Raw genomic sequence first — 16,900 nt, forward strand, 5'->3', positions numbered from 1 at the left:
CGCTGTCTCAGGCCACGGCCCGGTGTTTTTCATGCAGGAAATGCAGTACCTGCTGACGGTAGTGATGAAATCGAGCGTCGTTGGCCAGCGTCAGCCGCGAACGCGGGCGTTCCAGCTCGACATGGAGCACCTCGCCGACCTTTGCCGCAGGCCCGTTGGTCATCATCATTACCCGGTCAGAGAGCAGCACTGCTTCGTCAACGTCGTGGGTAATGAGCAGAATGGTGGTATTCAGGCGGGACTGGATCTCCATCACCGCATCCTGCAGATGGGCGCGGGTTAAAGCATCCAACGCGCCAAAGGGTTCGTCCATCAGCAGCACCTTCGGCTTCATAGCCAATGCCCGGGCAATACCCACCCGCTGCTTCATACCGCCGGAGATCTCCCCTGGACGTTTATGCATCGCATGCCCCATATGCACCAGCTCGAGATTGTGTTCGATCCACGCCTGCATCTCGCTCCTGCTCATCTTGCCTTTGAAGACCTGCTCTACTGCCAGGGCAACGTTCTCAAACGCGGTCAGCCATGGCAGCAGCGAGTGGTTCTGAAACACCACGCCGCGATCCGGGCCAGGTCCGCTAATCTCCTGGTTATCGCACAGCAGAACGCCTTCCGTTGGATGGCTTAGCCCGGCGATCAGGTTCAACAGCGTGGATTTCCCACAGCCGGAGTGACCAATCAGGCTGACGGTCTCCCCGCGGGCAAGTTCAAAGCTGACGTTGTCCAGCGCCAGGAACGGTCCCGTTGCGGTTTGAAAGCGCTGGGTAACGTTTTCTACGCGGATAATCGCTTTCTCATGTTTCATATGTGACTCCTGACTGTTCTTGTGACGAGTTTCTTGTGGCTAATTGCCGTAGCTAAAACGGCGGGCAATGGCCATCAGCCCCTGTTCGAGGAGCATCCCTACCACGCCAATCAGCAGGATGGCGATGATGATGTTTTCCACGTTGAGGTTGTTCCACTCGTTCCAGATCCAGAAACCGATCCCGACGCCGCCGGTCAGCATCTCTGCCGCGACGATCACCAGCCACGCAATACCAATCGACAGGCGAACCCCGGTCAAAATGTGCGGCAGCACGGCGGGAAAAAGGATTTTGCGCATAACGGTAAACTCACCGAGTTTCAGCACCCGCGCTACGTTGAGGTAGTCCTGCGGAATACGCATCACCCCCTCGGCGGTGTTGAGGATCATCGGCCAGATTGAACAGATGAAGATGGTCCACGCCGAAGCTGGTTCTGCCCGCTGGAACAGCAGCAGGCCTATCGGCAACCAGGCCAGCGGGCTGACCGGACGCAGCAAGGCGATGACCGGGTTGAGCATGTTGGCGATAAAGCTAAAGCGACCGATGAGAAAGCCGAGAGGAATACCTACCAGTGCCGCCAGACCAAAGCCCAGCGCCACGCGTTTGAGCGAGGCCAGCACGTTCCAGCCGATGCCCATATCATTAGGCCCGGCGATATAAAACGGCTCGGCGAAGATGAGCTTTGCCGCTTCCCAGGTTTTCAGCGGCGTCGGAAAGCCGCTGCTGCTCAGAGCGGCGATCTGCCAGAGGGTAATCAGCACAACTGCCCCCAGCAGCCCGGGCACCGCTTTTTTTAGACCACCGCGTAGCGCTTCACGAAATTTATTCGCAGGTGCGGATTTCGTTATCTCCGGCTGCGGCGTCGGGCTCGCCGTCTTCAGAGGAAGGATCTCAGCGCTCTCCGGCTCGGTGGACAGCGCAACAATATTCGTGTTTATAACAACGTTAGTTTTTGTGTTCATAGTGTTGGCCTCACTTAGCGTTTCATGGCAAAACTGTTGGCGTACTCAGCGGGGTTGCTGCCGTCCCACACCTTGCCGTCAAACAGGGTGCTGCTGCGCATATCGCCGGCGGGCAGATTGATGCCCCCTGCTGCCGTCGCCGCCTGCTTATAGATGTCGGTGCGGTTGATCTTCTTAGCGATGGCCAGGTAGTCCGGGTCGCTATCGATGAGTCCCCAGCGTTTGTGCTGGGTCAGGAACCACATGCCGTCTGAGAGGTACGGATAGTTCACCGCGCCGTCATTGAAGAAGCGCATGCCGTGGGCGTCTTTCCACTTTTTGCCCAGCCCGTTGTCATAGTCGCTGAGCATCCGCCCCTGAATGGTCTCTGGCGAGGTATTGACGTAGGCGCGTCCCGCGATGGTTTTCGCCGTTTCAATCCGGTTCGCATCGGAGGTGTCGATCCAGCGGGAAGCCTCCAGCACCGCCGCAGTCAGGGCGCGGGCCGTATTGGGGTTAGCCGCCACCCACGCGGAGGTAGTGCCGAGAATTTTCTCCGGATGATCGGGCCAGATCTCCTGGGTTGTCGCGGCGGTGAAGCCAATCCCGTCGAGAATGGCGCGCTGGTTCCAGGGCTCACCAACGCAGTAGCCGCTCATGTTGCCGATCTTCATGTTCATCACCATCTGCGGCGGCGGCACAACCACGTTGCGGACGTCGTTAAACGGATGGATCCCGGCGTTGGCCAGCCAGTAGTAGAGCCACATGGCATGCGTGCCGGTGGGAAACGTCTGGGCAAAGGTGTAGGTTCCCTTCGGGCTGCCATCGACGGTTTTTTTCAGCGAGGCCGCATCGGTCACGCCCGCCTCTTTCAGCTGGTTCGAGAGGGTGATCGCCTGGCCGTTATTATTGAGGGTCATCAGCATCGCCATATCATGCTGCGGACCGGAGACGCCGAGCTGGAGGCCATAGACCAGCCCATACAGCACATGGGCGGCATCCAGCTCGCCGGAGACCAGCTTGTCGCGCACCGACGCCCAGCTGGACTCTTTGCTGAGGGTGATTTTGATCCCGTACTTCTCATCAAACTTCTTCACCGCCGCCATCACCACCGAGGCGCAGTCCGTTAAGGGAATAAAGCCTACGCGGATCTCTTTTTTCTCTGGCGCATCAGAGCCCGCCGCCCAGACGCTATTCATAAAGCCCGGTAACATCATGCTGCCGCCCAGCAGCGCGCTGCTTGCCAGAAATCGGCGACGGGAGAGACTCACCACGGTGTTGTTATCGTCTTGCTTCATTGCGGCTTCCTGTATGGTGAAAAAATGCGCAAAAAAAAAGCGTCCAGTTAGCGCTCAGTCTCCTGAACGCTAACGGACGCCTTTATCCGTAATGCTAACTAAACCGCCGTTGGCCTAGTCACTATGTGCTTTCCCAATAATGCAGCTTGTGTGCCAACTTCTTGTAATCCTGTAAAATCAGCAAGGTAGTGTTAAATTGGCGTTGAGTATTGATTGTGTCTGCACCGCAACGGTTTGTTATTTGCACACCGTCGGTGCAGCTACTCCTTAAGTATTATGATGCAGATTTGCTCATCACCGCCGCGACGGAGAGCATCGCTTCCGCGATCTCCGCCAGCTTCTTATTCTGTTTCATCGCCATATCTCGCAGGGTTTTGTGAGCCTGAGGCTCGCTCATGCCGTGGTGCTGCATCAACAGGCCTTTGGCGCGCTCCACCAGCTTCCGGTCGGCAAGCGTGGCGCGCAGCGCGGCCAGCTCGGCATCCTGGGCCTGTAGCTGACGAGACTGTTGCTCAATAAGCTCAAGCACGGAACGACTGAGCTGGGGTGGGATCAGCGCCGCATAGTGGCTGTCCTGCTGCGGCAGCTGCTCAATCTCCTGTTGCTGACGTGCGCCGGAGCGTTGAGCCTCGCAGATCCGTTGCTCGCAGCAGGTCATCAACCTCTCTTCCAGGCGATCCTCAATGAGTTTCATGCCGTCAATACGTGCCGTGGTGATCTCAAACCAGCGCAGTGCGATATCATTGCTCTCGCCGGATGGCGATGTGCAGGTGCAGGCAATGCGGCGAAAACGCTCCAGCTCACTGCTATCGGCGCGCTGCTGCTGTTGCCACAGCGTGAGAGAGTGCTCATCGGCGAACTCCGTAAAGGTGTGAAAGCAGCGCTCCTGCCCCTCAATCAACGTCAGCAGCTGCTGATGCGCATTATGATCGAAGTGACGCGAGGCAAAGCCTGCTGCAGCCAGGGCGCGCTCCTGGCCGGCCAGCTCCTTACCCTGCATAAAACTGAACATGGCCAGCAGCGCCCGTGACACCGTAGGATCCCCGGAGGTATCGGCAGCTTCAAATACCAGCGCCAGATGGGTGCGTATCACCTCGCTATAGCGGCTCATGGCCTCCGGCTGTTGAATAGTCTGCGCTGCAACCTGCTCCCGTAGCGCGGGCAAACTGCTCAGGCTGTGCAGCGCAGTGGCGATACGGCTAAACAGTCGCGATGCGTTAGCCATTGGCTGTCCGGCGAGATCGAGAGCCAGCAGCTGCTTGTCTACCGCCTGCACGGCTTGCTGGACCTGATGCGCTCGCTCCTTTAGCCTCTCGCCCCAGAGAGAGCCCTGCGAACAGAGATAGATGTTGGCCGTGCCCCGCTCGCGCTGCAGGACATGGATAAGCTGGCTGATTGCACCCACCAGCTTGCTCATTTGCAGCAGCTGTTGCAGACCAATAATTTCACTTTGTCTGGCGGCCAGCACGAAATCGAGAGCAGAAAGAGGCATGACGGTACCTGCGCTAAAGAAACATACCGGGGATAAAGCAAGATGCGTGCCGCATTTCCCTCTTTCCTTTTACTCCACGCCCGCTATCCTAATCACCACATCCCAAACCATCGGACTGGTTATGACTGCACACGTATCCAAAGACCCTCTGCACGGCGTAACGCTTGAAATGCAGGTGAATGCCCTCGTGGCGCGCTATGGCTGGGGCGAATTAAGTAAGCTAATCAATATCAACTGCTTTAAAAACGATCCCAGCGTAAAATCGAGCCTCAAGTTTTTGCGCCGTACGCCCTGGGCGCGTGCGGAGGTCGAAGCACTTTACGTAGATTCACTGGACAGGGATCCCCTGGATGATGCCGTCCCGGAAAAACAGGACGAGCCTGCCTTTAACCCATGGGCTAATAGCCGCCTGAATAAGAGCTGAAACAGAGATGGCGCGACACATTACACGGTTAGGCGCACTGGTTGGCTGCGCGCTTTTACTTGCCAGCTGCTCTTCTAAACCACCGAAATCACTGGTTACCCCGCTTCCGCCCGTAACGAAGCAGCCTCTGCCGGATAGCGCTGCCCGGAGCAATGGGCCGGTGCGCGGCGTCTGGCTGACGACAGTCTCTCGTCTCGACTGGCCGCCAGCGTCGTCGGTTACCGCCAGCCCTGCGCTGCGCATCAGCCAGCAGCAGAAAGCGTTAACGGATAAGCTGGACAACCTGAAACGCCTTGGGGTCAATACCGTCTTTTTCCAGGTGAAGCCTGACGGTACGGCTCTCTGGCCCTCTAAGATCCTGCCGTGGTCGGATATGCTTACCGGCACTATCGGCACCGATCCCGGCTACGATCCGTTGCAGTTCATGCTGGATGAGGCCCACAAGCGCGGCATGAAGGTGCACGCCTGGTTTAACCCCTACCGGGTCTCCACGAATACGAAACCCGGTACCGTGGCCGAGCTGAACCGTACCCTGCCGCTCAACCCGGCCAGCGTCTTTGTGCTGCACCGCGACTGGATCCGTACCTCCAGCGATCGCTACGTGCTCGACCCCGGTATTCCGGAAGCCCGGGACTGGATCACCAGTATCGTGGCCGAGGTAGTGGCTCACTATCCGATAGACGGCGTGCAGTTCGATGACTACTTCTATACGGAGTCGCCCGGCTCGACCCTTAACGACAACCAAACCTACCAGAAATATGGCAGCGGATTTGCCTCGAAGGCGGACTGGCGGCGCAACAACACGCAGCAGCTAATTGAGCAGGTGTCGCGCACCATTAAGCAGCTGAACCCTAACGTGGAGTTTGGCGTAAGCCCCAGCGGCGTGTGGCGCAACCGCTCTCACGATCCTGCCGGGTCCGATACGCGTGGCGCGGCGGCCTATGATGAGTCCTATGCTGATACGCGTTTGTGGGTGCAAAAAGGTCTGGTGGATTATATCGCCCCGCAGATCTACTGGCCCTTCTCCAGGGACGCAGCGCGCTATGATGTGCTGGCGAAATGGTGGGCGGAGGTGGTGAAACCCACCCATACGCGCCTCTATATTGGCGTGGCGCTGTATAAGGTGGGCGAACCGTCGAAAACCGAGCCGGACTGGACGGTCAACGGCGGCGTACCGGAGCTGAAAAAGCAGCTGGATCTCAACGATGCTCTGCCAGAGATCGGCGGCACCATTCTGTTCCGGGAGAACAACCTCAATCAGCCCCAGGCTCAGCAGGCGGTAAACTACCTGCGGAGCCGCTGGGGCAGTTGATTAGCGAACGTTGATTAGCGAAGCGCGCCGGAGGTGGCAACCGCCTCCACGCGCTCCATCGCTATTGGGATGCTCTTATAAGCCGGGATCCCGCTTTTGGTATCGTGGCTGTCTAACGGCACCATGACGTTGGCTTCAGGGTAGTAGGCGCCTACTGAACCCGGTGCCATATCGATCACCACGATGGTCAGGTTGTGCATTTTCCGCCCGGTGGCGTTGCCTTCGTGATCGAGTGCCGTAATGTTGACCTGATCGCCCACCCGCAGGTTACGCTTCTCGGCCTCGTCGGGATTGATAAACAGCACGTCCCGCCTGCCGGTCACTCCCCGATAGCGGTCGTTCAGGCCATACAGCGTGGTGTTGTACTGATCGTGGCTGCGCAGCGTAGTCAGCACCAGATCGTGGCACTTCAGCGAGCGCGGATCTTCATTAATGCCCTGCATGATTTTAAATTCGGCTTTACCGGAGGGCGTATTCCAGATCCGCTCCGACGCGGTATTGCGCAGGCGGAAGCCGCCCGGTTTTTTCACCCGTTCATTGAAGTTGTCGAAGCCGGGGATCATCGCCTCAATGGCATCACGAATGAAGCTGTAGTCTCCCACCATCCTGTCCCAGTTGACGACGGTGTTCGGCAGGGTCGCTTTTGCCAGCGCGGCGACCAGCGCAGGTTCGGATTTCAGGTGCGGCGAGGCCGGGTTAAGCGAGCCGTGAGAGGCATGCACCATCGACATGGAGTCCTCAACGGTAATGCTCTGCTCACCAGAGGCCTGAACATCCAGTTCGGTACGTCCCAGCACCGGCAGAAGATAGTTGTGCTTACCCAGCAGCAGGTGGGAACGGTTGAGTTTGGTTGCCATATGCACAACAAGATCGAGGTTGCGCATCGCCGGGAAGGTGACCTGCGGATCGGAGATCGCCTCCGCCAGGTTGCCTCCCAGACAGAGCAGCGCTTTAGCCTGGCCGTCGCGCATCGCCTGAATTGCTGCTACGGCGCCATGACCGTGCTTTTGCGGCGGCTTAAAGCCAAAGACCTTCTCAATACTGTCCAGTAGCGACTGGGAGGGGATCTCAGTAATACCCACGGTGCGATCGCCCTGCACGTTGGAGTGACCGCGCAGCGGGCAGATGCCGGCACCCTGTTTACCGATGTTGCCGCGCATCAGCAGCAGGTTAGCGATCTGCTGAACGTTCTGCGTGCCGTACTGATGCTGGGTGATGCCCATGCCGTAGCAGATGATTGTCCGCTCGGCGTTGGCATACAGACGGGCGACATGCTGAATCTCCTTGCGCTCCATACCGGAGACCTTCAGGATATGCGCCCACTCGGTTGCATCGAGGTCAGCTTTTAGCGCCTCAAACCCCTGGGTGTGATCGCGGATAAACGCCTCGTCGATCACCCCTGGCTCGCCTTTGGCTTTCGCTTCCTGATCCATTGCCAGCAGAATTTTCATCACCCCTTTTAGCATCGCCGCGTCGCCGCCGACCCGCACCTTGTAATAGGTCGATGCCAGTTCGGTGGAGCTAAGGGAGAGCATCTCGATAGGGCTTTGCGGAGAGGTAAAGCGCTCCAGACCCCGCTCGCGCAGCGGGTTGATAGCAACGATGGTTCCGCCACGTTTGGAGACCTCTCGTAGGGTTCCCAGCATTCGCGGATGGTTGGTGCCTGGGTTATGGCCGATGCAGAGCACCAGATCGCAGCGATCAAAATCCTCCAGCTCAACGGTTCCCTTGCCTACGCCGATGGATTCCGGCAGGCCAACGCTGGTTGGCTCATGGCACATATTCGAACAGTCCGGGAAGTTATTGGTACCATATTCGCGGGCAAAGAGCTGCCAGAGGAATGCGGCTTCGTTGGAGGCGCGGCCGGAGGTGTAAAACTCGACGCTGTCGGGATCGTCATAGCTACGCAGATGCTCGCCAATCTCCCGGAAGGCGGTCTCCCACTCGATGGGCTGGTAGGTATCGCTGGCGGGGTCGTATTTCATCGGGTGGGTCAACCTACCCTCGCCCTCCAGTTCAAAGGCGTTACGCTCCCATAGCTCGCTGACGGTATGGGCGGCAAAGAATTCCGGCGTGGTACGTTTGCTGGTGGCTTCCCAGGAGACGGCTTTCGCGCCGTTTTCACAAAACTCAAACGAGGAGGCGTGCTGTGGATCGGGCCATGCGCAGCCTGGACAGTCGAAGCCTTGTGGCTGGTTAACTTTGAACAGGGCAATGACGTCCTGCTTCACCGACATCTGGCCGCGTATTGCGTCAGCAACGGCTTTTAATGCTCCCCACCCGCCTGCTGAACCGCCATAGGGTTTGATACCGATAGTACGATTTTGCTCTTTCATAATGCTCCACAATTGCTATTGCCTTTTCTGTAAGCCTGGTACAGGAATTGTGGGTAAGTGAACTAATAAGAACAAAAATCCGTATTTGGATCAGTTAGGGGTCATGAAAACTAATGGTAAAGCCCTGCTCCCGCCAGTGTTCCAGCTGCTCCTGCTGACGGTGCGTTAGTGCTTTGCCGGTCCACAAAAAGATATGCTGACCGGGGAACAGCTCCGGACGTGGCACCTCCAGCGGCTCTGACAGGAGATCAATATGCCAGCCCCGCTGCGATAGCCGCCATGCCTCCAGCCACAGCCGGGTGCGGTCTTCGCTTCCCCAGCCAATCAGCAGCGCTTCCCTGCCCGCTTTTTTCCGCGCGTTAACCATGCATGAGACAGCATACTCGGTGATCGCACCCTCCAGCAGGCTGGACATGGTACGAGCCGTGTTTTGATCAAGATTGAGACGCTTGCGTACGGGGACAAAGATATGGTCGATAAGGACGTCTACAGCGTGGTCACGCCCGAGCGCGACAATGGCCGCACGCAGCTTAGCCGGGCGAACCTGACGCAGCACGGCCATCATCTCTTCCTGCAGAGACGCCCAGTCATCGTGAGCAACAACCTTATTATCTTCCAGCAGCGCCTTAACCTTGCTTACGGGGACGCCGCTCTCAATCCAGCGTTTGATCTCTTTGATCCGCTGAATATCCTCCTCATCGAACTGGCGATGCCCGCCCTCGCTGCGCTGCGGTTTCAGCAGGCCATAGCGCCGCTGCCAGGCACGGAGCGTGACCGGGTTTATTCCGCATCTTTCAGCTACATCGCCAATACTGTAAAAGGCCATCAACTCCCCTAAACTTAACGCTGCTACGCTCATGCTCAAATAGTATTATCTCATAAACCCGTTCTTTTTTCTGGCCAGGCCACGGCAGGAATACCAGCAAAATCGGGACGGGCAAACAGGTAGCCCTGGAATTGAGAGATGCCTGCCGACTCCAGCCACATCCACTCTTCAGGCTGCTCAACGCCCACGGCAGAAACCAGGATCTCCAGCGAACTACAGCACTTAATAATGGCCTGGATAATCGCCTGCCGGGGCCCACTTTTATGTACATCTTTAATCAGGTCGCGGTTAATTTTAATCCTGTCCGGCTGGAACTGCGCCAGCAGCAGCAGACCGGCAAAGCCCGCGCCAAAGTGATCGATAGCGACGCGAATACCCGCTGCCTTTAACTGCCTTACCGCGTCGGTAAACTCTTCGAGGCGAGAGATCACCTCGCTTTCGGTAAACTCCACGATGATCTGCTCCGGCACCAGCCCGTTGGCCTGGATCTCCTGCAGGAGGAAATCGACCGCGCCGGGTACTTTCACCAGCGTCATCGGAAGCAGGTTCACCGACAGCGTCTGCTCACCAATGTTTAGCCTGGCCGCCATGGCAAAGGCCACTTTTTTGCTGCGCAGGTCGGCCTCGTAGACATCATCTCCCGTCAGCCCTGCAAACCAGGCCTCCGGAATGTCCCCGCCCGGCGTACGCAGCAGCGCTTCGATAGAGACCACCTCACGGGCAAAGGGATCGATCATCGGTTGAAAAGCGAAGCTACACTCTGCGGTTTCATCCGCTGCCTGCGCCTCTGCGCGGGTAGCGTTGTTATCCGAGATGAAATCCCATGCGTCTGCCGGTGGAATTTCATAGTAGTTCTCTTTTTCCCGCTCCTCGACGAAGGTACGAAAGAACTGCAGCGCACGGTCGTCATAGGTCAGCTGATACTTAGAGGTGCCCTTATCCAGCACGCGCTGGAGCACATCGTCCCGGTCATACTCTCTTAAGTTAAAAAGCTCCATGCCCGATTTGCCAAACCGACGCGAGGGAGCATAGTCACACAGCAGCTCAACGAGGTTGTAGTGACGCGTGTCCTTGCAAATGTCGCGGTAAATTTTAAACACGCTCTCTTCCGGGCCCTCAAGCAGCTGGAAGAAATGGGTACCGTTAAAAAGCAGAATGCCTGTTACTTCGGCCTGGCCATTCTTTTGGTTTGCTGCATCGACCATCTCTTCCAACATTTTAACCGGTACATCGTCGCAGAGATGGCTGCGGTAAATAATGGTTGTAAGCATAGTTTTTCCGGGAAGATAAGTGTGTGGAGAGCCACAGTAACAAATGACAGCACGCAGATCTTGTAATGATTGTGACTGATTTTAAAGACAATCTTTCCCGTGTATAAGTATGCTGCCCTATACAGGGTACAGGTTTTTGCTATACCTGTACAAGTCTTCTAAAGAATGGATAGGTTTCCGTTATAACTGATTGAAAATAAGCATATATTAAAAAAATATAAATTTATTTTCACAAATTTGTACAGTTTCTATGTACAAGTTTGGCTGATTTGTATAACTTTGTACTCGTTATCACAACTTACTGAATTTTACAGGAGTGACATATGCAGCAGAACAACCTTGTTCCGAACACAGCTAATGCCATTACCCGGTATTTCAATAAAGCTGCACTGCCAAGCCAGCAGGAGACGCTGGGTCAGATTGTGGTCGAGATCCTGAGTAGTGGCCAGAGCCTGAACCGTAAGGCAATCTGCACTAAGCTACTCAGCCGCCTTGAAACAGCGTCCGATGCGGACGAAGAGAGCCATTACCATACGCTGATTGGCCTGCTGTTTGATCGCTAAGGACATGCAAATGTGCAGCAACTGATAGTCAAGTTTTTAGTCGCTCCAGGTAGGCGGGTATTCATGGACGATGACCCCTCCCCTACCAGGCGCACACTCATGCCGCGTTTCCATTGCGGAACAGCGTGGCAGCAGAGACGCAGTTATGAATAGAAGTGAAGTTGAAAAATTAACAGATGAGCTGATTGGAGAAGCCGTCTTATCCCTCCTCAGTGAGAACGGGCCTGTCAACACCAGGGCACTTATCACGAGGTTGCGGGCTATGGAAGCAAGAGAGGCGGACGGCCGACGGCGTGAGATACTTGGGCGTGTTATCGCCGAAATCAACAACAATACTAAAGTATCGATGCGCAGTCAGACCGGACGTGAGCAGAAGGACTCTGATAGCGAACAGAAGGACAACGTGTTTCAACTGTTTGGCACCCGCCAGCAACAGGGCACCAGTAAAAAACACTGACTGCACACATTTATCTAACTTTTAACGGTACACACTATGCTTCAGGCTATGCTCCAGCAATCATCAGACGCTTTTGAAGCGCTGCCCGATACAGCCCTCTCCGCCTATTTCCGCAATGCGGGTGACGTTCTGGCGGATGAATCTACGGTACTGGGTGCAGTCGTCCGTTCGATCCTGGCTTCCGGCGGGCATCTCACTAATAAAGCGATTATCCTGCATCTCATCCAGGCAATTGAATCTACCGACGACGTGGTGAAGAGCGATATCATTCGCAAGACGCTGGAGATTGTCGTCGACCATACGATGGATGACATCTGAGCTTAGGTTTAGTGATGTAGGCCTGATAAGCGCAGCGCCATCAGGCGTTGTTGCCTCTGCCGGGTGGCGGCTCCGCCTTACCCGGCCTACCAGAACAGCCCGAGCCGATTCCAAATCGTTCCAGTACCTCTCTCATCTCTTTAAGTTGCGGCTCTCTTCCCACTGTAGCCGTGAGCCTTGCTGCTACCGCCGCGATTTTGTCTTCGATTGTTAGGGTAATCTTGGTCAGCGTCAGGCTTTCCTGTCCCTCAGCATCAACACCGCTGATATAAGTGACGCTGTCACCTCTGGCGATGGTCTGATAGTAAGAGACATCCGCCACGGCATCAGACTTATCAGGCTCGTTACCGTTGTGTCGCTCCTGCTGCCACAGTGGATCCGCCGCATAGCACTGCTGATTAAGCTGAATAGCGGAGGCCACGTCTCCCTGCTCTCTGAGCAAGCGCGCCTGCGTGTTTTCGTAATTTTTTCGGGCAACTTCATGATCGAAAATAGTGGCGAGAGAGGTCTCAGGGTCGCAGTTAACTCTCCTTAACGGCTGCCCCCTGAAGTTATAGATCCGCATCTCCCCATCCTGCTGATGGTAGTAAAAATTAAGATAGGGATGGAACACGGCACCAGCAGGAAGAGGCAGCGCCTGTTGAGGGCTTTTCTTATCAATAATTAGCCAGCGGGTGCCGGTATGACGCTGGTGACGACGCTGATTCTCAAAATAGGTCAATGCGGTATGCGCCACGATGCCGTTAGCTTTCGCAACGAACTGGGCCGCCTGTTTATTCTGCCCGCTGTAGTGCATCACCAGCGTCTCCTGGGGAATGATATGCTCCCAGTTATTAGCGCAATCGGCAAAATAGTCGTTGACGGTGGCGCGGTACGCAGCGATCTCCAGGTTCTGCTGACGCGCTACCTGCCCGAGCTCTGGCCCGGTAAGCGGCTTTTCGATCAGGGCTAACGCCTTAGCGTCGTTGACTGACATCGGCGGATGATGCTCCGTCAAATACTGATAGATTGCCCTTCTCTTTTCTTCCTGATTCAACGCATTAGCGATGTCGCAAAACTGTTCAACCCTTTTTAACTGTTCTGCGGTATCGGGATTGCCCGCAAGTGAAATCTCACAGGTTTGAATTTTACGCCCGGCAGGTAGATTAACGTTGGTTAAAAGAGGCATAGCAGCGAACGTAGTGCATAAATTTTCCCATAAATGTACCCGCGAAAACGCCGCCGGAAACAATTGCAAATCCGTTGAGTCCCGGCTGCGCCATCGCGGCGGGCGAGATAGCGGTTAGTACGGCAAAGACATATTTGGTCAAAAAAGCGATCATCATCATCGGCAGTACAGTGTAGTCGGCAGGACGTTGCAGCGTGCGGGGTTCATTGCCAGGCTGAATGCGCTTTGGATTGATAAACTGGTAGCCAATGGCAGCGCCGACTAATAGACCCACTCCCCAGAGGGTCCATGTGCCCACCGTCGGAGGGCGAAAGGCGATTAAATCGTAGAGATCCCACACCAGGAAAATAGCGGGTACGATCAGCAACTTCTCTAACTTTACCGTCGTGGGCTGACGCGCCTTGATGCCGCGTATCAGCAGATAGATAAACAGCGCCCAAACCCAGAACGGTGTATGTACGATAATTCCGGACAGGTAATCCATCGTTGTGCATGCTCCAGGTGATTAAGCGATCTTGACGCTACTCTACTCTCATCCATGCCTGGCACGATACGCCATTCTTACCACTCTGTGTAACAACCCACACTGTTTTTCTGCTTATTTCCTCTGTGATTCAGCCCACATTTTAGCCATGAAACCGGTTGCAAGACCCTCTTTCACTGCTAGCATGAAACCGGTTTCAAATTGAGGTCACACACTCTATAACCCATAAAAAAGGTACATCAGAATGGCCATTATTAGGGATTACAATAAGTTAGCCAGTGACATTCTTCATGAGGTGGGCGGCGAAGCGAATATCAATAGCTTCACCCGCTGCGCCACCCGTTTACGCCTGGTTTTGAACGATACCCCTGCTGAGGCGAAAAGCCGGATCCAGAACTTGCCCGGCGTGATTGCCGTGGTGGAGAGCGGCGGTCAGTTCCAGGTGGTTATCGGCACCCACGTCGCCGACGTGTTTAACGCCCTCTCGGCTCTGATTGGTGAGGACCATGCCGGAGCGACCAACAAGCCGAAAACCCGCTGGCTGGATGCGGTGATTGCCACCATGTCTGCGGTGTTTGCCCCTATCGTTTACATTCTGGCCGCCGCCGGGATCCTCCAGGGGCTGCTGATTGTTGTTGGGCTGATTGATGCCGATATCAAAACCACCGGTACCTTCGCCATCCTCAACTTTATGTCGTGGACGCCGTTTGCCTTCCTGCCGGTGTTCATTGCCATCACCGCCGCGCGCCACTTCAAATGTAATCCGTTCATCGCCGTACTCTGCTGCTGCGCGCTAATCAACCCCGAGTGGTCGGCGATGGCAGGTCGCATTGCTAACGGGGAGACCATCACCTTCCTGTTTATTCCGCTGGCGAAGACGGTCTACACCTCATCGGTACTGCCGCCGCTGTTCCTGGTCTGGGCGCTCTCCTGGCTTGAAAAGCGGGTAGAGAAGATCCTGCCGGACGTGGTCAGCGCCCTGTTCACCCCGCTGATCTGCTTTGTGATTATTGTTCCCCTGACCCTTATTGTTATCGGGCCGATTACCACCTGGGCGGCGATGGGCATCGCCAGCGGCTACAATGCCCTGTTCGCCGCCGCGCCTGCGGTCGCTGCTGCGCTCATCGGCGGTATCTGGCAGATTATCGTTATTTTCGGCGTGCACTGGGGCATTACGCCGGTGATCATGGCCAACTTTGACACCCAGGGATATGACTCCTTCCAGGCCTATCAAACGATTGCGGTAATCGGCCAGATGGCCGCCGTGTTTGGCGTATTCCTGAAGAGCCGCAACCGCGAGCTGAAAACAACCTCCCTGTCGGCGGGCGTGACCGCCATCTTTGGCATTACCGAACCGGCAATCTATGGCGTGACGCTGCGCTTTAAAAAGCCGTTTATCTGCGGCTGCATCGGTGGCGCGGTAGGTGCAGTGGTGGCCAGCCTGTTTGGCTCCCTCTACTACGCTTACGCGGCGCTGCCGGGCCTGTTTACCCTGGTAAACGCCATTAGCCCGGATGCGCCGATGTCCTTCATCGGTGAACTTGCCGGTAGCGCAACGGCTGTCGTCCTGACTATTATACTGGTGCAGTTCGTTGGCTTTGACGATCCGGTAGCGGAAGAGACGCTCACCGACGCGCCAGAAACCACCCCGGTCACCACCACCTCAACCGCTGCGGCGAAGACCAGCCTGGCGCTGAACAGCCCGCTCAGCGGAGATGTGATCGCGCTGGAAGAGGTCGCAGACGAAGCGTTCTCGCAAAAGGTCCTGGGCGACGGCGTTGCTATTCGGCCCCATGAGGGTAAAGTGGTTGCGCCCTGCGACGCCCGGGTCGAAACGGTGATCGAGTCACGCCACGCCATTGGTCTTGCCTGCGACAACGGTGCGGAGCTGCTGATCCACGTGGGGTTGAACACCGTGAATTTACAGGGTGAGCACTTCCGTCCGCTGGTGAAGGAGGGCGACGTCGTTAAAGCCGGTACGCCGCTGCTGGAGTTTGATAAAGAGGCCATCGAGCGTGCCGGATACGATCTCACTACGCCGGTGCTGGTGATCAATAGCGATGAGTTTCAGCTGACGAAGCTCCAGTCCGGGGGCACTATTCGTCAGGAGATGCCGTTAATGACCGTCTCCTGATAGCCTGTTAAATAATTGGGGAAGGTTATGGTCACGATACTGGATGTCGCCAGGCGGGCGGGCGTCTCAAAAGCAACGGTCTCCCGTGCGCTAAACGGTAAGGTAGTGGTCAGCGAAGAGGTGAAGGCCCGCATCTTCAAGGCCATTGAGGAGACGGGATATCGCCCTAACCTGCTGGCGCGCACGCTGGCGACCAGTCGCTCTAACTCGGTGGGACTGGTGATCACCAACGGCCTGTATAACGGGCCGTTCTTTTCCGCCATGATCTACCAGGCGGCGACCTGCAGTGAAGATCTCCAGCGTCAGCTGGTGCTGGCCGACGGCAAGCACAGCCGGGAGGATGAGCGTAACGCCATCAACTTCCTGGTGCAGCTGCGCTGTGAAGCGATCATGATCTACCCCAAGTACCTTAGCGTTGATGAACTTGATGACATTATTGATGAGAGCAGCGTGCCCATTGTGGTGATCAACCGTGAGCTGAAGCGCAACCGCAGCAGCTCGGTGTTTGTCGATCACTACCGGGGCAGCGTGCGCATGGTGGAGTATCTGCTTGCCCAGGGGCACCGCGATATTGCTTTTGTAGCTGGCAGCGAAGGGTCGCCCACGGGTGACAGCCGCCTTGCCGGCTACCGCGATGCGTTTCATGCTGTTGGATTGACACCTGACGAAACGCTGATCGTGCGCGGCAGTTGGAGCACCGAGAGCGGCTACGAGGCGGGCTGCGCCCTGTTGAAAAAGGATCGGCCCATGAGCTGCATCCTGGCCGCTAACGATGACATGGCCATCGGCGTGACTAAGGCCATGATCGACAACGGCCTGCGGGTGCCAAATGACATCTCCGTCGCCGGATTCGATGACTCTATCATCGGCCGCTACTTCACCCCCACCTTGACCACCGTGCATATCCCGATGGACGAGATGATCCGCGATGCGGTGCGTATTTTATTATCTCCTGATAGCGCCACGCAGTCGCTGCATGAAGGCTCGCTGATCGTCAGAGACTCCGTGGCTAAGCGAAAGTGACTAGTCCTGGAATAGGTTGACACTTTTCAGGCCTGTAACGCCCGGTGAAC

General features: G+C 56.3%; 16 protein-coding genes. 7 read left to right on the forward strand and 9 right to left on the reverse strand.

Translation table 11 applies throughout. The features are described from left to right. Positions 1-7: 7 nt before the first annotated feature. The 4 genes from RTP97_RS04860 to RTP97_RS04875 form a co-directional block, all read right to left on the reverse strand. Positions 8-805: an ABC transporter ATP-binding protein gene (locus tag RTP97_RS04860; protein ID WP_312411427.1), complete on the reverse strand. Its 798-nt coding sequence runs from the start codon at positions 803-805 to the stop codon at positions 8-10. A gap of 39 nt (positions 806-844) precedes the next feature. Beyond that, complete coding sequence (gene ntrB / locus RTP97_RS04865; protein WP_312411429.1) at positions 845-1,765, reverse strand: nitrate ABC transporter permease; 921 nt, start codon at positions 1,763-1,765, stop codon at positions 845-847. Positions 1,766-1,779: 14 nt separating this feature from the next. Next, on the reverse strand, positions 1,780-3,042 hold the full coding sequence (locus tag RTP97_RS04870; protein ID WP_312411431.1) for a CmpA/NrtA family ABC transporter substrate-binding protein: 1,263 nt from the start codon (positions 3,040-3,042) through the stop codon (positions 1,780-1,782). Positions 3,043-3,316: 274 nt separating this feature from the next. Next, positions 3,317-4,534, reverse strand: coding sequence for a nitrate- and nitrite sensing domain-containing protein (locus RTP97_RS04875; RefSeq protein WP_312411436.1), 1,218 nt, complete (start codon positions 4,532-4,534; stop codon positions 3,317-3,319). A 121-nt stretch (positions 4,535-4,655) separates the two neighbouring features. Here RTP97_RS04875 and RTP97_RS04880 point away from each other — a divergent pair, with 121 nt between their 5' ends. Both RTP97_RS04880 and RTP97_RS04885 read left to right on the forward strand, forming a co-directional pair. Then, entirely contained in the window at positions 4,656-4,958 is a 303-nt protein-coding gene (locus RTP97_RS04880) for a VF530 family protein (RefSeq protein WP_312411438.1), read from the forward strand. Between the two features lie 7 nt (positions 4,959-4,965). Continuing rightward, on the forward strand, positions 4,966-6,270 hold the full coding sequence (locus RTP97_RS04885; protein WP_312411439.1) for a glycoside hydrolase family 10 protein: 1,305 nt from the start codon (positions 4,966-4,968) through the stop codon (positions 6,268-6,270). Between the two features lie 14 nt (positions 6,271-6,284). On the opposite strand, the gene RTP97_RS04890 is transcribed toward RTP97_RS04885, so the two are convergent. The 3 genes from RTP97_RS04890 to RTP97_RS04900 all read right to left on the reverse strand — a co-directional run bounded on the left by RTP97_RS04890 (position 6,285) and on the right by RTP97_RS04900 (position 10,703). Continuing rightward, a complete protein-coding gene (locus RTP97_RS04890) occupies positions 6,285-8,606 on the reverse strand; it encodes an FdhF/YdeP family oxidoreductase (protein ID WP_312411441.1) in 2,322 nt (773 codons plus the stop codon). A gap of 94 nt (positions 8,607-8,700) precedes the next feature. Beyond that, entirely contained in the window at positions 8,701-9,432 is a 732-nt protein-coding gene (locus RTP97_RS04895) for a MerR family transcriptional regulator (RefSeq protein ID WP_312411443.1), read from the reverse strand. Between the two features lie 50 nt (positions 9,433-9,482). Beyond that, positions 9,483-10,703 (reverse strand): diguanylate phosphodiesterase, encoded by a 1,221-nt coding sequence (locus RTP97_RS04900; protein ID WP_312411445.1) that lies wholly within the window; start codon positions 10,701-10,703, stop codon positions 9,483-9,485. A 323-nt stretch (positions 10,704-11,026) separates the two neighbouring features. Here RTP97_RS04900 and ycgZ point away from each other — a divergent pair, with 323 nt between their 5' ends. The 3 genes from ycgZ to RTP97_RS04915 all read left to right on the forward strand — a co-directional run bounded on the left by ycgZ (position 11,027) and on the right by RTP97_RS04915 (position 12,041). Further along, positions 11,027-11,266 carry a regulatory protein YcgZ gene (gene ycgZ / locus RTP97_RS04905; protein WP_312226662.1) on the forward strand — a complete coding sequence of 80 codons (240 nt, stop codon included), beginning with the start codon at positions 11,027-11,029 and terminating at the stop codon, positions 11,264-11,266. 145 nt (positions 11,267-11,411) lie between these two features. Beyond that, positions 11,412-11,723, forward strand: coding sequence for a hypothetical protein (locus tag RTP97_RS04910; RefSeq protein WP_312411447.1), 312 nt, complete (start codon positions 11,412-11,414; stop codon positions 11,721-11,723). 36 nt (positions 11,724-11,759) lie between these two features. Next, the gene (locus RTP97_RS04915; protein WP_312209948.1) at positions 11,760-12,041 is read left to right on the forward strand and encodes a biofilm development regulator YmgB/AriR family protein; all 282 of its coding nucleotides are present in this window, start codon (positions 11,760-11,762) and stop codon (positions 12,039-12,041) included. Positions 12,042-12,081: 40 nt separating this feature from the next. On the opposite strand, the gene RTP97_RS04920 is transcribed toward RTP97_RS04915, so the two are convergent. Both RTP97_RS04920 and RTP97_RS04925 read right to left on the reverse strand, forming a co-directional pair. Continuing rightward, on the reverse strand, positions 12,082-13,017 hold the full coding sequence (locus RTP97_RS04920) for a hypothetical protein (RefSeq protein WP_312411449.1): 936 nt from the start codon (positions 13,015-13,017) through the stop codon (positions 12,082-12,084). A 169-nt stretch (positions 13,018-13,186) separates the two neighbouring features. Beyond that, positions 13,187-13,693 (reverse strand): hypothetical protein, encoded by a 507-nt coding sequence (locus RTP97_RS04925; protein WP_312411451.1) that lies wholly within the window; start codon positions 13,691-13,693, stop codon positions 13,187-13,189. Between the two features lie 244 nt (positions 13,694-13,937). Here RTP97_RS04925 and RTP97_RS04930 point away from each other — a divergent pair, with 244 nt between their 5' ends. Together RTP97_RS04930 and RTP97_RS04935 are read left to right on the forward strand one after the other, a co-directional pair. Further along, the gene (locus RTP97_RS04930) at positions 13,938-15,827 is read left to right on the forward strand and encodes a beta-glucoside-specific PTS transporter subunit IIABC (RefSeq protein WP_312411453.1); all 1,890 of its coding nucleotides are present in this window, start codon (positions 13,938-13,940) and stop codon (positions 15,825-15,827) included. Positions 15,828-15,854: 27 nt separating this feature from the next. Further along, on the forward strand, positions 15,855-16,850 hold the full coding sequence (locus RTP97_RS04935) for a LacI family DNA-binding transcriptional regulator (RefSeq protein WP_312411455.1): 996 nt from the start codon (positions 15,855-15,857) through the stop codon (positions 16,848-16,850). Positions 16,851-16,900 lie beyond the last annotated feature (50 nt).

The organism is Pseudescherichia sp. (genome assembly GCF_031998825.1).
Lineage (GTDB): Bacteria > Pseudomonadota > Gammaproteobacteria > Enterobacterales > Enterobacteriaceae > Pseudescherichia.